Source organism: Lysobacter sp. CA199, from assembly GCF_052078715.1.
In the GTDB taxonomy this organism is placed as follows: Bacteria; Pseudomonadota; Gammaproteobacteria; order Xanthomonadales; family Xanthomonadaceae; genus Lysobacter.
On sequence record NZ_JBQJIL010000003.1, the window covers coordinates 352,391 to 368,083 of the forward strand.

The 15,693-nt window shown below is 67.3% G+C and carries 15 protein-coding genes; 11 read left to right on the top strand and 4 right to left on the bottom strand.

The genetic code is table 11. The annotated features are described in order from the left end of the window. Nucleotides 1-3 precede the first annotated feature (3 nt). The 4 genes from ggt to ACTOWJ_RS06250 all read left to right on the top strand — a co-directional run bounded on the left by ggt (nucleotide 4) and on the right by ACTOWJ_RS06250 (nucleotide 4,232). Complete coding sequence (gene ggt, locus ACTOWJ_RS06235; RefSeq protein ID WP_441333733.1) at nucleotides 4-1,719, top strand: gamma-glutamyltransferase; 1,716 nt, start codon at nucleotides 4-6, stop codon at nucleotides 1,717-1,719. A 102-nt stretch (nucleotides 1,720-1,821) separates the two neighbouring features. Next, complete coding sequence (locus ACTOWJ_RS06240) at nucleotides 1,822-2,409, top strand: hypothetical protein (RefSeq protein WP_441333734.1); 588 nt, start codon at nucleotides 1,822-1,824, stop codon at nucleotides 2,407-2,409. Between the two features lie 156 nt (nucleotides 2,410-2,565). Beyond that, on the top strand, nucleotides 2,566-3,456 hold the full coding sequence (locus ACTOWJ_RS06245; protein ID WP_441333735.1) for an MBL fold metallo-hydrolase: 891 nt from the start codon (nucleotides 2,566-2,568) through the stop codon (nucleotides 3,454-3,456). Beyond that, nucleotides 3,453-4,232 (top strand): TMEM43 family protein, encoded by a 780-nt coding sequence (locus ACTOWJ_RS06250; RefSeq protein WP_441333736.1) that lies wholly within the window; start codon nucleotides 3,453-3,455, stop codon nucleotides 4,230-4,232. Before ACTOWJ_RS06245 ends, ACTOWJ_RS06250 begins: the two co-directional genes overlap by 4 nt. Before the next feature lie 199 nt (nucleotides 4,233-4,431). On the opposite strand, the gene upp is transcribed toward ACTOWJ_RS06250, so the two are convergent. The 4 genes from upp to ACTOWJ_RS06270 form a co-directional block, all read right to left on the bottom strand. Beyond that, complete coding sequence (gene upp / locus ACTOWJ_RS06255) at nucleotides 4,432-5,067, bottom strand: uracil phosphoribosyltransferase (RefSeq protein ID WP_441333737.1); 636 nt, start codon at nucleotides 5,065-5,067, stop codon at nucleotides 4,432-4,434. A gap of 318 nt (nucleotides 5,068-5,385) precedes the next feature. Further along, nucleotides 5,386-5,628: a hypothetical protein gene (locus ACTOWJ_RS06260; protein WP_441333738.1), complete on the bottom strand. Its 243-nt coding sequence runs from the start codon at nucleotides 5,626-5,628 to the stop codon at nucleotides 5,386-5,388. Nucleotides 5,629-5,720: 92 nt separating this feature from the next. Continuing rightward, a complete protein-coding gene (locus ACTOWJ_RS06265; protein WP_441333739.1) occupies nucleotides 5,721-7,220 on the bottom strand; it encodes an aminotransferase class III-fold pyridoxal phosphate-dependent enzyme in 1,500 nt (499 codons plus the stop codon). Nucleotides 7,221-7,512: 292 nt separating this feature from the next. Beyond that, on the bottom strand, nucleotides 7,513-7,818 hold the full coding sequence (locus ACTOWJ_RS06270) for a hypothetical protein (RefSeq protein ID WP_441333740.1): 306 nt from the start codon (nucleotides 7,816-7,818) through the stop codon (nucleotides 7,513-7,515). Nucleotides 7,819-7,895: 77 nt separating this feature from the next. Between ACTOWJ_RS06270 and ACTOWJ_RS06275 the strand changes: the two genes are divergently transcribed. The 7 genes from ACTOWJ_RS06275 to secD all read left to right on the top strand — a co-directional run bounded on the left by ACTOWJ_RS06275 (nucleotide 7,896) and on the right by secD (nucleotide 15,683). Continuing rightward, nucleotides 7,896-8,558 carry a CIA30 family protein gene (locus tag ACTOWJ_RS06275; RefSeq protein WP_441333741.1) on the top strand — a complete coding sequence of 221 codons (663 nt, stop codon included), beginning with the start codon at nucleotides 7,896-7,898 and terminating at the stop codon, nucleotides 8,556-8,558. A gap of 158 nt (nucleotides 8,559-8,716) precedes the next feature. After that, nucleotides 8,717-9,901 carry a sensor histidine kinase gene (locus tag ACTOWJ_RS06280; RefSeq protein ID WP_441333742.1) on the top strand — a complete coding sequence of 395 codons (1,185 nt, stop codon included), beginning with the start codon at nucleotides 8,717-8,719 and terminating at the stop codon, nucleotides 9,899-9,901. Beyond that, complete coding sequence (locus ACTOWJ_RS06285) at nucleotides 9,898-10,500, top strand: response regulator transcription factor (RefSeq protein WP_336093968.1); 603 nt, start codon at nucleotides 9,898-9,900, stop codon at nucleotides 10,498-10,500. Before ACTOWJ_RS06280 ends, ACTOWJ_RS06285 begins: the two co-directional genes overlap by 4 nt. 336 nt (nucleotides 10,501-10,836) lie before the next feature. Further along, the gene (gene queA / locus ACTOWJ_RS06290; RefSeq protein ID WP_441333743.1) at nucleotides 10,837-11,877 is read left to right on the top strand and encodes a tRNA preQ1(34) S-adenosylmethionine ribosyltransferase-isomerase QueA; all 1,041 of its coding nucleotides are present in this window, start codon (nucleotides 10,837-10,839) and stop codon (nucleotides 11,875-11,877) included. A gap of 160 nt (nucleotides 11,878-12,037) precedes the next feature. After that, nucleotides 12,038-13,156, top strand: a complete 1,119-nt coding sequence (gene tgt, locus ACTOWJ_RS06295; protein WP_441333744.1) for a tRNA guanosine(34) transglycosylase Tgt — start codon at nucleotides 12,038-12,040, stop codon at nucleotides 13,154-13,156. A gap of 249 nt (nucleotides 13,157-13,405) precedes the next feature. Continuing rightward, complete coding sequence (gene yajC, locus ACTOWJ_RS06300) at nucleotides 13,406-13,762, top strand: preprotein translocase subunit YajC (RefSeq protein ID WP_441333745.1); 357 nt, start codon at nucleotides 13,406-13,408, stop codon at nucleotides 13,760-13,762. 58 nt (nucleotides 13,763-13,820) lie between these two features. Next, nucleotides 13,821-15,683, top strand: coding sequence for a protein translocase subunit SecD (gene secD, locus ACTOWJ_RS06305; protein WP_441333746.1), 1,863 nt, complete (start codon nucleotides 13,821-13,823; stop codon nucleotides 15,681-15,683). Nucleotides 15,684-15,693 lie beyond the last annotated feature (10 nt).

Below are 15,693 nucleotides of genomic sequence, written 5' to 3' on the forward strand. Positions count from 1 at the left end.
CTGATGTCTCCCTGGTTATTGGCCGCATCGCTGCTGATCGCCGCGCCTGCGTTCTGCGAGGCGCCTGCTTCCAAACCCACGGCCGCCAAACACGCGGCAGCGCATCCGCCCGGAACCGTGATCGCCGGCGCCCACGCCCTGTCGACCCAGGCGGGCCTGGAGATCATTCGCAAGGGCGGCAATGCCTTCGATGCGGCGGTCGCGGTGTCCTCGACCTTGTCGGTGGTCGAACCGGTCAGCTCCGGCATCGGCGGCGGCGGCTTCTTTCTGCTGCACGAGGCCAAAACCAATCGCGACATCTTCGTCGATGCGCGCGAAACCTCGCCGGCCGCGGCGACGCCGGCCGCGTTCCTGGACGAGAAGGGCGAGCTCAATCGCGATCGCTCGGTCAACGGGCCGTGGTCGGCCGGCATTCCCGGCTTGCCGGCGGCGCTGGTCCACCTCGCCCAGAAGTACGGCAAGCTGCCGCTGAAAACCTCGTTGGCTCCGTCGATCCGGATCGCCCGCGAAGGCTTCCCGGTCTATCCGCGCCTGGAAAAAAGCTACGGCAGCCGGCGCGAAGTGATGGAGCGCTATCGCGGCACGCGCGAGGTCTATCTGGCCGACGGCAATCCGCCCAAGGTCGGCGAAATCTTCAAGCAGCCCGACCTGGCACGTACGCTGGAGCTGTTGGGCGAGAAGGGCTTCGACGGTTTCTATCGCGGCGAAGTCGCCGACAAGCTGCTGGCCTCGGTCAAGGAAGAAGGCGGCCAATGGCGCGCCGATGAACTGTCCGGCTACAAGGTGCGCGAACGCGAACCGCTGCGTTTGAAGTATCGCGGCTGGGACATCGTCACTGCGCCGCCGCCGTCCTCGGGTGGCGTGGCGTTCGCCGAGATCCTGCAGATACTGGAAGGCTGGGACCTGAGCAAGCTCGATCCCGCGCATCGCACCCACATCATCGTCGAGGCCATGCGCCGCGCGTACCGCGACCGCACCATCTACCTGGGCGATCCGGACTTCGTGAAGATGCCGCTGCGGCGCTTGACCAGCGCCGATTACGCCGCCGGCCTGCGCGCCACCATTCATCCGGACAAAGCCACGCCCAGCGATCTGCTGTCGGGCCAGCCGGCGCCGCTGGAAGACGACGAAACCACCCATTTCTCGATCATCGACCGCGAAGGCAATCGCGTCTCGGCCACCCAGACGGTGAACCTGCTGTACGGCTCGGGCCTGGTCGCGCCGGGCACCGGCGTGCTGCTCAACAACGAAATGGACGATTTCGCCCTGCGTCCGGGCACGCCCAACGCTTTCGGCGTGATGGGTTTCGCCGCCAATGCGCCCGAGCCGGGCAAGCGCATGCTCAGCTCGATGACGCCGAGCTTCCTGGAATCCAAGGACAAGGTCATCGCGGTCGGCGCGCCCGGCGGCAGCCGCATCATCACCCAGGTGCTGCTGGCGGTGCTGGCCTACGACGCCGGCCTGACGCCACAACAGGTCGCCGCGCAACCGCGCATCCATCATCAATGGATGCCCGACGTGATCTCCGCCGAAGCCGGCGCGCTCGACGCCGACACCGTGGCCAAGCTGCAGGCGATGGGGCACAAGGTCAACGCCGGCGAATCGACCTGGGGCAATCTGCAGACAGTGATGTGGGACAAGCGCACCAACACGCTGTCCGGCGGCACCGATCCGCGCAATCCGGTCGGCGAGGCCGACGTGCTGCCGGATAAGCCCTGAATTGCCGCGCGACGGCCGCGATGGCGCGGCGGCCGCGCGTTGCAGTAGATTGCGCCGGATGAACAGTACGCAAGCCGCGTCGGGACAGGGGAGCGGGCAGTAGTGAGCGACGACGAAAACAAACGCTGGTATACCCGCGTGCCCGCGATTTCGATCGCGCTGGTGGCGTTTCTGGTCGCATTGACCACCTTGGTCAACAACGTGCGCGAAATCGGCGGACTCAAGGACAAGGACAAACCCAGCGCGGCGGCCTCGCCGACGCCGGCCGCGCCCGCGGTCAAGCCGGCCGAGCCCAAGGCGCCGTCGCGCTACTCGGTGCTGCTGACCCTGGACAAGATCGAGGTTCTCAACGACGGCTCCAACGGCAGCACGACGTGGTCCTTCGACATCAGCGCCGGCGGCCAGGACCTGTTCCAACTGCCCTCGCGCGATTACCTCGACAATGAAGAAGGCCGCGAGGTCAAACCGCGCACCAGCGACCCTTCGATCGGGCGGGTGGTGCTGGTGCCGGGACAGGAAATGCTGATCAAGATCAGCGGGCGTTCGGCCGGCCTGATCAGCAAGCTGTCGGCCAGCGGCACCGCGACCTTGGTCGCCGACCGCCCGTTGGCGCCGGTGCGGGTGCTCGGCGGCGATGGGCGCGACGGCGAGTTCATTTTCCATTTCTCGACGGTAGCGACGCCGCAGTAAAGCCGGGAATTGGGGAATAGGACGGGCGAGAGCGGTACAGGACGCTGCGTGAACGTTTGAGCGATTCCCGATTCTCCATTCCCTGACCCCGCCAATCCGTTGTCCCGGCTAGAATCGAGCTTCCCCCGCCAGTGCCCGCAATCGGGCGGTGCCGTCATGAAACTCTGGTCGATCCTCGGCAACTCGCAGAAACTCGATGGCGGCGCCATGTTCGGCAACGCGCCGCGGGCGATGTGGGCCAAATGGTCGCCGCCGGACGAGCAAAACCGCATCGCGCTGGCCTGCCGCGCGTTGTTGGCCAGCCCGCTGGCCGGCAAGACGGTGTTGTTCGAAGCCGGCATCGGCGCGTTCTTCGAACCCAAGCTGCGCGAACGCTACGGTGTGGTCGAAGAACGCCATGTGCTGATCGACTCGCTGGCCAAGGCCGGTTTCGCGCCCGACGACATCGACGTGGTGGTGCTCTCGCACCTGCATTTCGACCATGCCGGCGGATTGCTCTCGCCCTGGGCCGAAGGGCAGGCGCCGCGGCTGCTGTTTCCGAATGCGTCGTATGTGGTCGGACGCGAACACTACGAACGCGCGCTGCATCCGCACCCGCGCGACCGCGCCAGCTTCATCCCGGAATTGCCGGGCCTGTTGGAAGCGACCGGCCGGCTGGAACTGGTCGAAGGCGAACACTCCAAACTGCTCGGCGACAGCGTGCGTTTCCACTACAGCCACGGCCACACGCCGGGCCTGATGCTCGCCGAGATCGTCGGACCCGACACGATCGAAGGCCGGCCGCACGGCGGCGTGGTGTTCTGCGCCGATCTGATTCCAGGACGGCCGTGGGTGCACGTGCCCATCACCATGGGCTACGACCGCAACGCCGAGCTGCTGATCGACGAGAAGAAAGATTTCCTCAGCGACAAGCTCGAACGCAACGTGCATCTGTTCTTCACCCACGATCCCGGATGTGCGCTGGCCCAGGTGGTGCGCGACGACAAGGGCAAGTTCGGCACCGCGCACGAAGTCGCCGAGCTGCAGGCCAGGGCCTTGGCTGCATGAACTTGGCCGCCGCGTCGCGCGCGCTGTTCGCCTTCGCGCTGGCGGTGGCGTTGTGCGGCGTCGCGCCGGTGCGCGCGCAGGACGAAGACAGCGGCGAGCCGGTCGGCGAACCGTTGCCCGGCAAGGCCTTGTCGGATCGCGATTTCGGCGTGCTCACGCGTCAGTTCGGTCTGGACCGGCGGGTCGAGATGTATCAGTGGCAGCGCTCGACCGGCCCGGTGTCGAGCGAGTTGGGTTACCAGCGGATCTGGAACTCCGCGCCGATCGATTCGAGCGGCTTCGCGCCCGGCCATGCCAATCCGGCGCGCATGCCGCTGGAAAACAAGCGCTGGTGGTCGGAGTCGGCGATCTTGGACGGCAAGCCGATCGACAGTTCGGTGTTGCGCGCGCTGGGCGAGTGGAAACTGTTCCGGCCGAACTTCAGCCGTCTGCCGGCCAATCTGGCGGCGACCTTCCAGCCCGAGGGCGATGGCCTGGGCAGTTCGGAAAATCCGCTGGCGCCGCAGATCGGCGATCTGCGCGTGACCTGGCGCGAATTGCGCCTGCCGCCGCTGGAGGGCCGATTGGAACTGCGCGAGGGCCATTGGCGCGCGCGTCCGGAAGCGATCGCGGAAGCCTTGCGCGCCGCGCCGGCACGGGTTCGTCCGCCGCCGGCCGATCCGGTCGACGCCGCCGAACACGGCGGCTGGTCGCCGGGTTGGTTCGCGGTGGCCGTGGTGTTGGCGCTGATCGTGTTGTATCGCTTGCGCAAGCGGCGGCAGCGTTTGCGGCAATAGTCGGTTGCGCGGGGGAAGAGCGTCGGGGCTGAAGCCCCTCCCACAAAAGACCTCGTAACTACAGCCCTTCCTACAAGAACGCCGCAGCTGCGAAGTCTTTTGTGGGAGGGGCTTCAGCCCCGACGCGTTTGCGGAAGTCTTTTGTGGGAGGGGCTTTCAGCCCCGACGCTTTTCGATCAGATCGCGCAGGGCCAACGCATCAGGCGTAATGCTTGGTTCCGAAAATCTTGTCGCCCGCATCGCCCAGGCCCGGCAGGATGTAGCCGACCTCGTTGAGCCGCTCGTCCACCGAGGCGGTGAACACTTCGACATCCGGATGCTTGGCTTCCAGAGCCTTCAAGCCTTCCGGCGCGGCGACCAGGAACAAGCCCTTGATGCGCTTGCAGCCGGCGTTCTTGAGCAGATCGACGGTGGCGATGAGGCTGCCGCCGGTGGCGAGCATCGGGTCGAGGATCAGCGCGGTGCGCTCGTCCATGCGGCCGGTGAGTTTTTCGTAGTAGCCGACCGGCTGCAGGGTTTCTTCGTCGCGTTGCAGGCCGACCACGCCGACCTTGGCCGCCGGAATCAGCTCCAGCACGCCCGGCAGCATGCCAAGTCCCGCGCGCAGGATCGGCACCAGGGTGACCTTGGCGCCCTTGATCCGACGCGTGGTCACCGGCCCGGCCCAGCCTTCGACGACCGCTTCCTCGGTCTCCAGATCGGCGGTCGCTTCGTAGGTCAGCAGGGTCGCGACTTCCGAGGCCAGCTCGCGGAACGACTTGGTGCTGTTGTCGGCGCGACGCATCAAGCCGAGCTTGTGTTGGACGAGCGGGTGGCGGACTTCGACGATTTTCATGAGCGGCCTATGTGCGCAGCGGCGATCGGTGGCGCAAAGGATTGATGGTTATGGGGCGGGGCGCAAGCGCGATGCTGCGAAGTGCGAGATCTTGTTGCGGCGCTGTTGCCGTTGCCCCCTTTGAAAAAGGGGGCGGCGACGCGAAGCGGCGCGGGGGATTCGCTTTTGCTGTTGCTTTTAGGTGGAGCAGGAGCAAATCCACCTACCCCCTTTTTCAAGGGGAACAGCATGCGGGGCGGGGGAGTGGCGTGGCTTTTTGCCACAGACAGCAAAAAGGCCGGTTGCCCGGCCTCTCGCTGCGTTTCCGTGAGCCATGGCTCAGGCAGTGCGGACGTACTTGATCTCGACCCCGTCGCTGCCGCCGATCGCCGCGCGCAGCACGGTGATCAGCGAGCCGGCGTTGAGATGATCGATCTCGATCATGTCCACCACCGCGTGGTCGATCCAGTAATCCTGGTCCCGGCTGTTTTCTTCTTCCAGCGCCGCGACCAGGATCTGCAGTTCTTCTTCGCTGATCTCGCCGATGTCGGCGCCGGTTTCCTTGTTCGACAAACGGATCATTCCGTGACTCCAGTAAGGTCAGCGCTGAGTGTAGACAAGCCGGCCCGGGGCGAGAAGCGCCGTTCGCGCTTCCCGCCCGGGGTCGCCCGGATTCAGGCCGCCGCGGCCTGCTGGGCGCGCGGGCCTTCGCGCAGGGCGCGGCCGACCATCGATGTCAGCAGTTCCAGCTCGTCGCTGCCGATGGTGAAGTTCGGAGTGAAACGCAGCGAGTTGACGCCGCCGTGGATCACGCCGATGCCGCGCTCGCGCAGCCATTCCTCGGTGGAACCCGCGCCGAAGCACTTGAACTGCGGGGCCAGCTCGCACGAGAACAGCAGGCCGGTGCCCTGGACCTTGGTGATCAGGCCGCCGAGTTCGCTCTTGAGCTTTTCCAGTTTGGCGATCGCCTCGGCGCCGCGCGCGCGGATGTTGGCGCGCAGCTCCGGGGTGACCTGCTGGAGCACGGCGACGGCGACGTCGAGCGCGCGCGGGTTGCTGGTCATGGTGTTGCCGTACAGGCCCTTGCGGTACAGCGAGGCCGCGCGTTCGCCGACCGCGAGCACCGACAGCGGGTACTGACCGGCGTTGAGCGCCTTGGAGTAGGTCTCCATGTCCGGCGCGTCGAGGCCTTCGAAACCGGGGTAATCGATGATCGACAGCACGCCGTGGGCGCGCAGGCCGGCCTGGATCGAATCGACCAGCAGCAGCGAGCCGTGGTTGCGGGTGAGTTCGCGCGCGGCGGCGTAGAACGCCGGCGGCACGCCGCGGCCCGGGTCGCCTTCGCCCATCACCGGTTCCAGGAACATCGCCTCGATGAACCAGCGGTTGGCTTCGGCATCGGCGAAGATTTTCTTCAGCGCGTCGATGTCGTACGGCTCGACCGTGAGCACCGAGTCCTCGCCGCGGTAGCTGGCCAGGTGCTGGTTGTAGGCCTTGCGCGAGGAATCCGAATACAGCGCCGGACGCTCGGTGCGGCCGTGGAAGCTGCCTTTGACCACCACGCGCTTGATCGCGCGGCCGGCGTGCTTGGCGCCCGGGTCGGTCATCAGCTTGCTGTTGACGTCGGCGATGCGGGCGGCCAGCGAGACCGATTCGGAACCCGAGTTCAGGCAGAAGAAGCGCTCGTACGGGCAACCGCCGCGTTCCACGCCGATGGCCCCGCGCAGGGCGCGCTCGAAGCGCAACTGCGACAGCGACGGGGTCATGATGTTGGCCATCACCTGCGGCTTGGCCATCGCGGCGATCACCGCCGAGGGGGTGTGGCCGAAACCGAGCATGCCGTAGCCGCCGGAGTCGTGCAGCACCGCGCCCTTCAGGGTGATCACCCAGGGGCCGCGCGCGGACAGGGCGATGTACGGATTGACGCCGTCGTCGGGATAGAAATTGACGTAGCCGTCCTGTACGGCATGGATCTGCGCGTCCTCGTCCAGGTCGAGCAGATCGGCGTGCAGATCGCGGATCAGCGCGTACTCGGCGGCCGCCGCGGCGATGGCTTCGCCGAGCTCGGGATGGGTGACGGCGAAACGCGCGACAGTGTCGTCGTCCAGGCCGACGGTGCGGCGTTTGCCGGCGTGCGCGCGCAGCGGCGCGAGTGGGCTGAGCAGGTTGGTCATGTCGATCTCCAAAAAAGTCGTCGGCGTCCTGCCGTGTATTCCGTGGGAGACCGGTCCGCCTTCATGGCAGGACGCTCGCAGTTGCAGCAGCCCCCGGCTGCCAAGCGCCATCTCTCACACTAAACGAAGGGGACTGAAACCAAGCCCCCACGTAACCCCTTGAAACCACGAATCCTTACGCAAAATTTTTGCGTAAGCCTGTCGTCTTTCGACGTTTTTTCTTTTCATTTCAATGATTTAAGCGAGTCTATCACGTCCGCTGTTCCCCGATAACCCCCTGGCCCGAGCCGGTTCATCCGCCGCCCGGAGCCCGCGTTTCGTACCGCTGGTGACGCTTGTCACCGGCGATGAATGTCTTCGTGCACTGCCGCGGAACGATCGCAAAACCGACAGTGCCCACACCTTCCGGAACCGCATGGGGCTCGGCGATGACCGCGATCCATCCCTTCCACAACGTCGTCGCCGCGACCTTGCGGCAGCGCTCGCCGATGCCGGCCGCGATCGCGCTGGCGGCCGGCCGGGCCGGGCAGGGCGCCAGCGCCGTGTCCGGTTCGCGCGCTCGCCTGGCGATCGCCCGCCCGCACCCCTTCGCGACCATCGGCGCAAGCCGTCCGGTTTCCCCCTGATCGACGGCTGCCTCGTCGGCCGCCGTCCCCCTCGCTACATGGATGCCCGATGAACCATCCGAGTCCAAACCGCCGGCCGTCGAGCTCGCCGCCGGTCCCGCCCGTAACGTCGCGCGCCACCTTGCTGAGCGTGGCCGTGCTGCTGGCCACGCTGTGCGTCGCCGCCGCGCTCGCCGCGGCCGTGGCCGCGCCCGCGCCGGCGGCAACCGCCGCGGCGCGCGCGCCCGACGCGAACCTGGCGGTGGTTCGGCCCGGCGCGATCGCGCTGGATCCGGGCGCGCGCTGGTCGGCCACCAGCGACGGCGTCGTCGGCGGTAAGTCGACCGCGCGCCTGGAACCGGGCAAGTCCGCCACGCCCTCGCTCGCGGCCAAGGGCGAGATCGTCGCCGGCCTTGGCCAGACCTGGGGCGGCCTGATGTTCGACCCAGGGTCCCTGCCGATGAGCGCGGCCGACGCGAGCGCTGTGCGCGAAATGCGGTTTCGCGTGCGCGGCGACGGCCGCAGCCTGATGGTGCTGGCGTTCTCCGGCGCCGGCACCGGCGACAAGCCGGCCATCCAGATGGTCCAGAGCACGGCGCAATCGCAGCAGGTCAGCATGCCGTTGGCCGGTCGCGCCGACATCGATCTCAAGCGCTTGCGCACGATCGCGGTGAGCGCGATCGGCGCGCCGGGACCGTTCGAGTTTGAGATCGAATCCTTCGAACTCCGCTAAAGTCCGCATCGATCGTGGTCTGTGAGTGCCTGAACAGTCAGAGGTCTGCAGTGGTCATGCATTCGCTTCCCACCTTCGAGCAACGCGTAGCTGGCGCAGTACGTGCCGTGATCGGGGCCCGGTTCGCCGGGCCGCGAACGAACTTCAGGATTCCGACCATGCGCATGCCCGGACCGCCGCTGGACACCCACGACAACCTGCTGGGTTGGCATCTGGCGTCGCTGCTGTATTTGAGCTTCGTCTTCATTCCGGTGTTCCAGTGGCCGGCGCCGTGGTGGATCTTCGCCATGGCGATCGGCTCGGTGATCGTGTTTCTGCCGCTGTATTGGGCGTTCTACCGCGGCGGCGCCAAGCTGCGGCTGTGGCTGGTGCTGGCGGTGGCGGCGATCGGACTGGTCACGGTGCCGTTCGGCATCGGCGGCGGTACGTATCTGATCTTCGCCGCCGGCATGATCGCCAGCTTCCTGCCGCTGTGGCGCGGGATATTGCTGACGACGGCGTTGTTCACCGTGTTCGGCGTCGAATCGATCGCGACCCTGCCGCCGGAGGGATCGCCGTTGTTCAGCGTGCTGATCCAGGTGCTGGTCGGCGCGATCGTGTTCACCGGTGTGCTTGCGGCGCGTTCGCGCGAGCGCCGCAACGCCGAACTGCGTCTGACCCAGGAAGAAGTGCGGCGTCTAGCCAGCCTGGCCGAACGCGAACGCATCGGCCGCGATCTGCACGATCTGCTCGGCCACACCTTGTCGGTGGTGGTGCTCAAATCGCAGCTCGCCGCGCGGCTGTTGGAACACGACAAGAAGGCCGCGCAGGATCAGATCTGCGAGGTCGAGCGGGTCGCGCGCGAGGCGCTGACCCAGGTCCGCGAGGCGGTCGCCGGCATCCGCGCCAACGGCCTGCAGGCCGAACTGGCGGCCGCGCGTCTGGCGCTGCTGGGCGGCGAGATCAGCCTGGATCACAAGCTGGCCCCGGTCGACATTCCGCTCAACGTCGAGGCGGTGCTGGCGCTGGCGTTGCGCGAGTCGGTGACCAACGTGCTGCGGCATGCGCGCGCGCGCCGGGTCGAGGTGGAACTGACCCAGGACGCCCGCGGCGGCATCGTGCTGACGATCGCCGACGACGGCCGCGGCGGCGTGTCCGGCGAAGGCCACGGCCTGACCGGCATGCGCGAGCGCTTGCGCTCGGTCGGCGGGGTGCTGGAAATCGAAAGTCCCAACGGCGCGGGCACGCGCCTGAGTCTGCTGGTGTCGCGCGAGGCGCTCGCCGCCGCGCGCCGGCTGCCGGCGCCCACCGCCGCTACCGGGACCGGGCGCGAGCCGGCCCTGCTCGAACGAGGTACCGCATGATCCGTCTGTTGCTCGCTGAAGATCAGGCCCTGGTGCGCGGCGCACTGGCCGCGCTGTTGAACCTGGAACCCGACATCGAAGTCGTCGCCGAGGCCGGCGACGGCGCCCAGGCCTGGGAGGCGGTCAAACGCGTCCAGCCGGACATGGTGGTGACCGACATCGAGATGCCGGGCATGACCGGGATCGATCTGGCGATGCGGGTACGCGATTCGGGCATGCCCACGCGGGTGGTCATCGTCACCACCTTCGGCCGCGCGGGCTATCTGCGCCGGGCGATGGACGCCGGCGTGCGCGGTTATTTGCTCAAGGACGCGCCGGCCGGGCAGTTGGCCGAAGCCCTGCGCCAGGTGCACCGCGGCGGTCGCGCGATCGACCCACAGCTCGCGGTGGCGGCCTGGAGCGACGAAGACCCGCTGACCGAGCGCGAGCGCCAGGTCCTGCGCCTGGCCGGCGAGGGCCTGTCCACCGCCGAGATCGGCGAGCGCCTGCACCTGAGCCAGGGCACGGTGCGCAACTACCTGTCCGAGGCGATCGGCAAGCTCGACAGCAGCAACCGCATCGAGGCGTATCGGCGCGCCCGCCAGAACGGGTGGCTCTGAAGCCCCAGTCACCGCGCCAGCTCCGGCTTACCCCGTGTAGGAGCGGCGCAAGCCGCGGCCGCACCGTATCGGTTCGCGCCGTAACCCCCGCCATAGTCGCGTTTTCGCGGTCGCAGCTCGCGCAGCTCCTACCTCCAAACTTTGGGGTTTATCGCGGCTCGGCCCCGCGCCACAGGCCGGCTTTTGGCTATCCGGCCCGACACCCGGGATAATGGCGGCCTTCCCAAGACCGCCCCGGCGTCCCGCCGCAGCTGGTTTTGCCCGCGTCCCTCAGGTCGAGCCCGGTTTTCATCGGCTTGCGCCGCTGTGGCGCTCCGCGCTGAACGGCTCCGTTTCTTGAAAAAGTCCGACTTCCACTACGAACTCCCGCCCGAGCTGATCGCCCAGGCGCCCCTGGCCGAGCGTTCGGCGAGCCGCCTGCTGGTGGTGCCGCCGGCTCCCGCCACGCGCGAGGACCGCGTGTTCCGCGATCTGCCGCAGTTGCTGCAGCCCGGCGACCTGCTGGTGTTCAACGACACCCGGGTGATCCCGGCGCGCCTGTTCGGCCAGAAAAGCACCGGCGGGCGGGTCGAGATCCTGATCGAGCGCCTGCTCGGCGGCAGCGAGGCGCGCGCGCAACTGGGCGTGAGCAAATCGCCGAAAGAAGGCGCGCGCATCGCCCTGGACGCCGGCGGCGAGGCCGAAGTGCTGGGCCGCGAGGGCGAGTTTTACCGCCTGCGTTTCCACGTCTCCGAATCGCTGGAACAATGGCTGCTGCACGCCGGCCGCCTGCCGCTGCCGCCCTACATCCAGCGCGAGCCGGGGCAGGACGATATCGAGCGCTACCAGACCGTGTTCGCGCGCGAAGTCGGCGCGGTCGCCGCGCCCACCGCCGGTCTGCATTTCGACGAAGGCCTGTTGGCGAAGTTGCGCGAAGGCGGAATCCAGTTCGGCCAAGTGACCCTGCATGTGGGCGCCGGCACCTTCCAGCCGGTGCGCGCGGACAATCTCGACCAGCACGTGATGCACAGCGAGTGGCTCAACGTCGGCGCCGGCCTGATCGAACAGATCCGTCGCACCCGCGCCGCCGGCGGCCGGGTGATCGCGGTCGGCACGACCGTGGTGCGCGCGCTGGAAAGCGCCACCCGCCAGGGCGGCGGTGAGTTGCAGCCGTTCGCCGGCGAGACCCGCTTGTTCATCCTGCCGGGCTACAAGATCCGCTCGGTCGATGCGCTCATCACCAACTTCCATTTGCCCGAAAGCACGCTGCTGATGCTGGTGTCGGCGTTCGCCGGCAAGCAGCAGGTGTTCGACGCCTACGCGCATGCCATCGCCGAGCGCTACCGCTTCTTCTCCTACGGCGATGCGATGCTGTTGTGGTCAACCGAAGCGACGTAGCCCCGCCGCCGCACCCCGAAGTCAAGAACCCCCAAGCCATACTTCCGATCCCCACCGGAACGGCGAACAACGCGAACCCCCTCGCATCGTGTTGCCGATGAACTCCGATCACCTCCCGCGCGTCGCCCCTGCGCCCGCTGCCCAACCCAGGAACCCGCGCATGAGCCGCATGTCCTTCCAACTGCTAGGCAACGACGGCGCCGCGCGCCGCGGCCGGCTGACCTTTCCGCGCGGCACGGTCGAAACCCCGGCGTTCATGCCGGTGGGCACCTACGGCTCGGTCAAGGGGATCATGCCCGAGCATGTCAGCGCGCTGGGCGCGCAGATCATTCTCGGCAACACCTTCCATCTGTATCTGCGTCCGGGCCTGGAAGTGATCGGCGATCACGGCGGCCTGCACGGCTTCGCCCGCTGGAACGGGCCGATCCTGACCGATTCGGGCGGTTTCCAGGTGTTCTCGCTGGCGCACCGGCGCAAGATCACCGAGCAGGGCGTGACCTTCGCCTCGCCGGTCGACGGCAGCAAGGTGTTCCTGGGGCCGGAGGAGAGCATGCACATCCAGCGCGTGCTCGATTCGGACATCGTGATGATCTTCGACGAGTGCACGCCGTATCCGGCCACCGAAGAGGTCGCGCGCAAATCGATGGAACTGAGCCTGCGTTGGGCCGAGCGCTCCAAGAAAGCCCACGAAGGCAACGACGCGGCGCTGTTCGGCATCGTGCAGGGCGGCGTCCACCATGATCTGCGCTCGCGTTCGGCGCAGGGCCTGAAGGCGTTGGACTTCGACGGCTACGCGGTCGGCGGCCTGGCCGTGGGCGAGCCCGAGGAAGAGCGCAACGCCATGCTCGAACACACCTGCCCGCAATTGCCGGAAGACCGGCCGCGCTATCTGATGGGCGTGGGCCGGCCGGAGGACCTGGTCGAATCGGTGGCGCGCGGGGTCGACATGTTCGACTGCGTGATGCCGACCCGCAACGCCCGCAACGGCCATTACTTCACCGCCCAGGGCACGGTGCGCGTGCGCAACGCCAAGTACGAGCGCGATCTGCGCCCGATCGAGGAAGGCTGCGACTGCTACGCCTGCGCCAACGGCTTCAGCCGCGCCTACCTGCGCCATCTGGACCGCTGCAACGAGATGCTCGGGCCGATGCTGGGCACCTTGCACAACCTGCGCTACTACCAGCGCTTGATGGCGCAAATGCGCGATGCGATCGAGCAGGGAACCTTTGCCGCCTTCCGCGAGTCTTTCTACGCCTTGAGGAATGACGCTCGGCCGTAAAACGGCCGAACTCCCTTTCCCCCTCTCCCGCTAGCGGGAGAGGGCAGGGGTGAGGGCCCGCCCCCGACCACACGCCCCGTTCACGGGCTCGTGGACCGGACGGCACCCTCGGCACCGCTGCGATCAAACTTGTCCAAGTCTCGCAGCAGCCCCTTCAAACCGTGCGCTGAGCCCCAATTCGGGCCCAGCCGTGCCCCTCATCCAGCCGTGGCATAATCCCCGGCTATTTTGAGTTCCAGGACAAATCCGATGAATCTGCTCGACATCCTGATCGCCCCCGCCTACGCCCAAGGCGCCGCTCCCGCCGCCGCGCCGGGCGGCCTGTTCGGCGGCGGCCTCGGCGGCCTCGTTCTGCCGCTGGTGCTGATCGCCGTCATGTACTTCCTGATCTTCCGCCCGCAGATGAAGCGCGCCAAGGAACACCGCGGCATGCTGGAAAAGCTGTCCAAGGGCGACGAAGTGCTGACCAACGGCGGCATCGCCGGCACCGTCACCGACATCGGCGAGAACTTCATCACCGTGGAAATCGCCGTCAACGTGCGCATCCGCGTGCAGAAGGGCGCGATCGCCAACGTTCTGCCCAAGGGCACCTTGAAGTCGGCCTGAGCCGACGCCACGCCATCTTCACAAGCGGCGGCCGGGGAGGTCGCCGCAGGGGTTCTCGATGCTGACCTTTCCGCGCTGGAAATACTTCGCCACTTTGATCGTGCTGCTCGTCAGCGTGATCTACGCGCTGCCTAACGCTTATCCGCAGGACCCGTCGGTCCAGATCACCGCGGCGCGCGCCGGCAGCACCGCGATCGACGCGGCGTTGGCCAAGAAGGTCGACGGCATCCTGGCCGGAGCCAAGGTCCCCTCCAAGTCGATCAAGATCGAAGACGGCAATCTGTTGGTGCGGCTCAACGACACCGATCAGCAGACGCGGGCCTCCGACTTGCTGCGGCCCCAGTTGGGCAGCGACTACGTGGTCGCGCTGAGCCTGGCGCCGACCGTGCCGGCATGGCTGCAGAACCTGGGCGCCAAGCCGATGCCGCGCGGCCTGGACTTGCAGGGCGGCGTGCACTTCGTGATGCAGGTCGACCAGAACGCCGCGCTGGACAAGCGCCTGGAAGCCTACGTCGAGGACGTGCGCGCGACCTTGCGCGACAACGCGGTGTCCTACACCTCGGTGGTGCGCCGCGGCAACGAAGCCATCGTCTCCACCCTGGCCGCCAACGCCGACGCCGACAAGGCGCAGAAGCAGTTGCGCATCGCCTTCCCGACCCTGACCCAGAACCTCGACGGCCGCACCCTGACCCTGGAAGTGCCGCAATCGGAACTGCAGCGCATTTCGTTGGAAGCCATCGAGCAGAACCTGACCACCCTGCGCAACCGCATCAACGCCTTCGGCGTCGCCGAGCCGGTGATCCAGCGCCAGGGCACCGACCGCGTGGTGATCCAGTTGCCGGGCCTGCAGGACACCGCCGAGGCCAAGCGCCAGATCGGCGCCACCGCGACCCTGGAATTCCGCGCCGGCGTGGGCGACCGCGCCACCGCCGCGGCGGCCGTGCGCGACCGCAACGTGCCGCCGGAAGCGCGGGTTTACTACGATCAGAACAAACAACCGGTGTTGCTGTCGAAGCGACTCTTGGTGTCCGGCGATCAGCTCATCAACGCCGTGCCGACCAACGATTCGCGCACCGGCCAGCCCAGCGTCAGCATCACGCTCAATGCCATCGGCGGCCAGCGCATGCTCAACCACACCCTGGAAAACGTCGGCAAGCCGCTGGGCATCGTCTACGTCGAACAGGTGCCGGTCACCCAGATCGTCGACGGCAAGGAAGTGCGCACCACCCGCACCGAAGAGCGCGTGATCAGCAACTCCACCATCCAGGGCGTGTTTGGCAAGGAATTCCAGACCACCGGCCTGACCCACGAAGAAGCCACCAGCCTGGCCAAGCAGCTCAAGTCGGGCGCGCTGGCCGCGCCGATGACCTTCGTCGAAGAGCGCGTGGTCGGCCCCAGCCTGGGCGCGGAAAACGTCAAGCGCGGCACCACCGCGGTGATGTACTCCTTCATCTTCGCGCTGGCGTTCTTCCTGCTCTATTACCGCGTCTTCGGCCTGATCACCTGTCTGGCCCTGCTGCTCAACCTGCTGATGGTGGTCGCGGTGATGTCGCTGCCCTTCGTCGGCGCGACCATGAGCTTGCCCGGCTTCGCCGGTCTGGCGCTGTCGGTCGGCATGTCGGTCGACGCCAACGTGCTCATCAACGAACGAATAAGAGAAGAGTTGCGCGCCGGGGTACCGCCGCAGGCGGCGATCGCCAGCGGCTACGACAAGGCCTCGGGCACCATCTTCGACTCCAACATGACTGCGTTGTTGGCCGGCTTGGCGCTGCTGATGTTCGGCACCGGACCGCTCAAGGGCTTCGCGGTGACCATGATCGTCGGCATCCTGACCTCGGTGTTCACCGCCGTGACCGTATCGCGCGGCATCGCCACGCTGATCTACGGCAAGCGTCGCAAGCTCAAGTCCATCGCGATCTGACGGGAGAACC

Bases quoted from the DNA above. Each gene is read 5' to 3' on its own strand.
- tgt (WP_441333744.1), top strand. From the start codon at position 12,038: ATGAGCCGCATGTCCTTCCAACTGCTAGGCAACGACGGCGCCGCGCGC.
- ACTOWJ_RS06245 (WP_441333735.1), top strand. From the start codon at position 2,566: ATGAAACTCTGGTCGATCCTCGGCAACTCGCAGAAACTCGATGGCGGC.
- ACTOWJ_RS06285 (WP_336093968.1), top strand. From the start codon at position 9,898: ATGATCCGTCTGTTGCTCGCTGAAGATCAGGCCCTGGTGCGCGGCGCA.
- upp (WP_441333737.1), bottom strand. From the start codon at position 5,067: ATGAAAATCGTCGAAGTCCGCCACCCGCTCGTCCAACACAAGCTCGGC.
- ACTOWJ_RS06270 (WP_441333740.1), bottom strand. From the start codon at position 7,818: ATGGTCGCGAAGGGGTGCGGGCGGGCGATCGCCAGGCGAGCGCGCGAA.
- ggt (WP_441333733.1), top strand. From the start codon at position 4: ATGTCTCCCTGGTTATTGGCCGCATCGCTGCTGATCGCCGCGCCTGCG.
- ACTOWJ_RS06275 (WP_441333741.1), top strand. From the start codon at position 7,896: ATGAACCATCCGAGTCCAAACCGCCGGCCGTCGAGCTCGCCGCCGGTC.
- ACTOWJ_RS06280 (WP_441333742.1), top strand. From the start codon at position 8,717: ATGCGCATGCCCGGACCGCCGCTGGACACCCACGACAACCTGCTGGGT.
- secD (WP_441333746.1), top strand. From the start codon at position 13,821: ATGCTGACCTTTCCGCGCTGGAAATACTTCGCCACTTTGATCGTGCTG.
- ACTOWJ_RS06260 (WP_441333738.1), bottom strand. From the start codon at position 5,628: ATGATCCGTTTGTCGAACAAGGAAACCGGCGCCGACATCGGCGAGATC.
- yajC (WP_441333745.1), top strand. From the start codon at position 13,406: ATGAATCTGCTCGACATCCTGATCGCCCCCGCCTACGCCCAAGGCGCC.
- ACTOWJ_RS06250 (WP_441333736.1), top strand. From the start codon at position 3,453: ATGAACTTGGCCGCCGCGTCGCGCGCGCTGTTCGCCTTCGCGCTGGCG.
- ACTOWJ_RS06265 (WP_441333739.1), bottom strand. From the start codon at position 7,220: ATGACCAACCTGCTCAGCCCACTCGCGCCGCTGCGCGCGCACGCCGGC.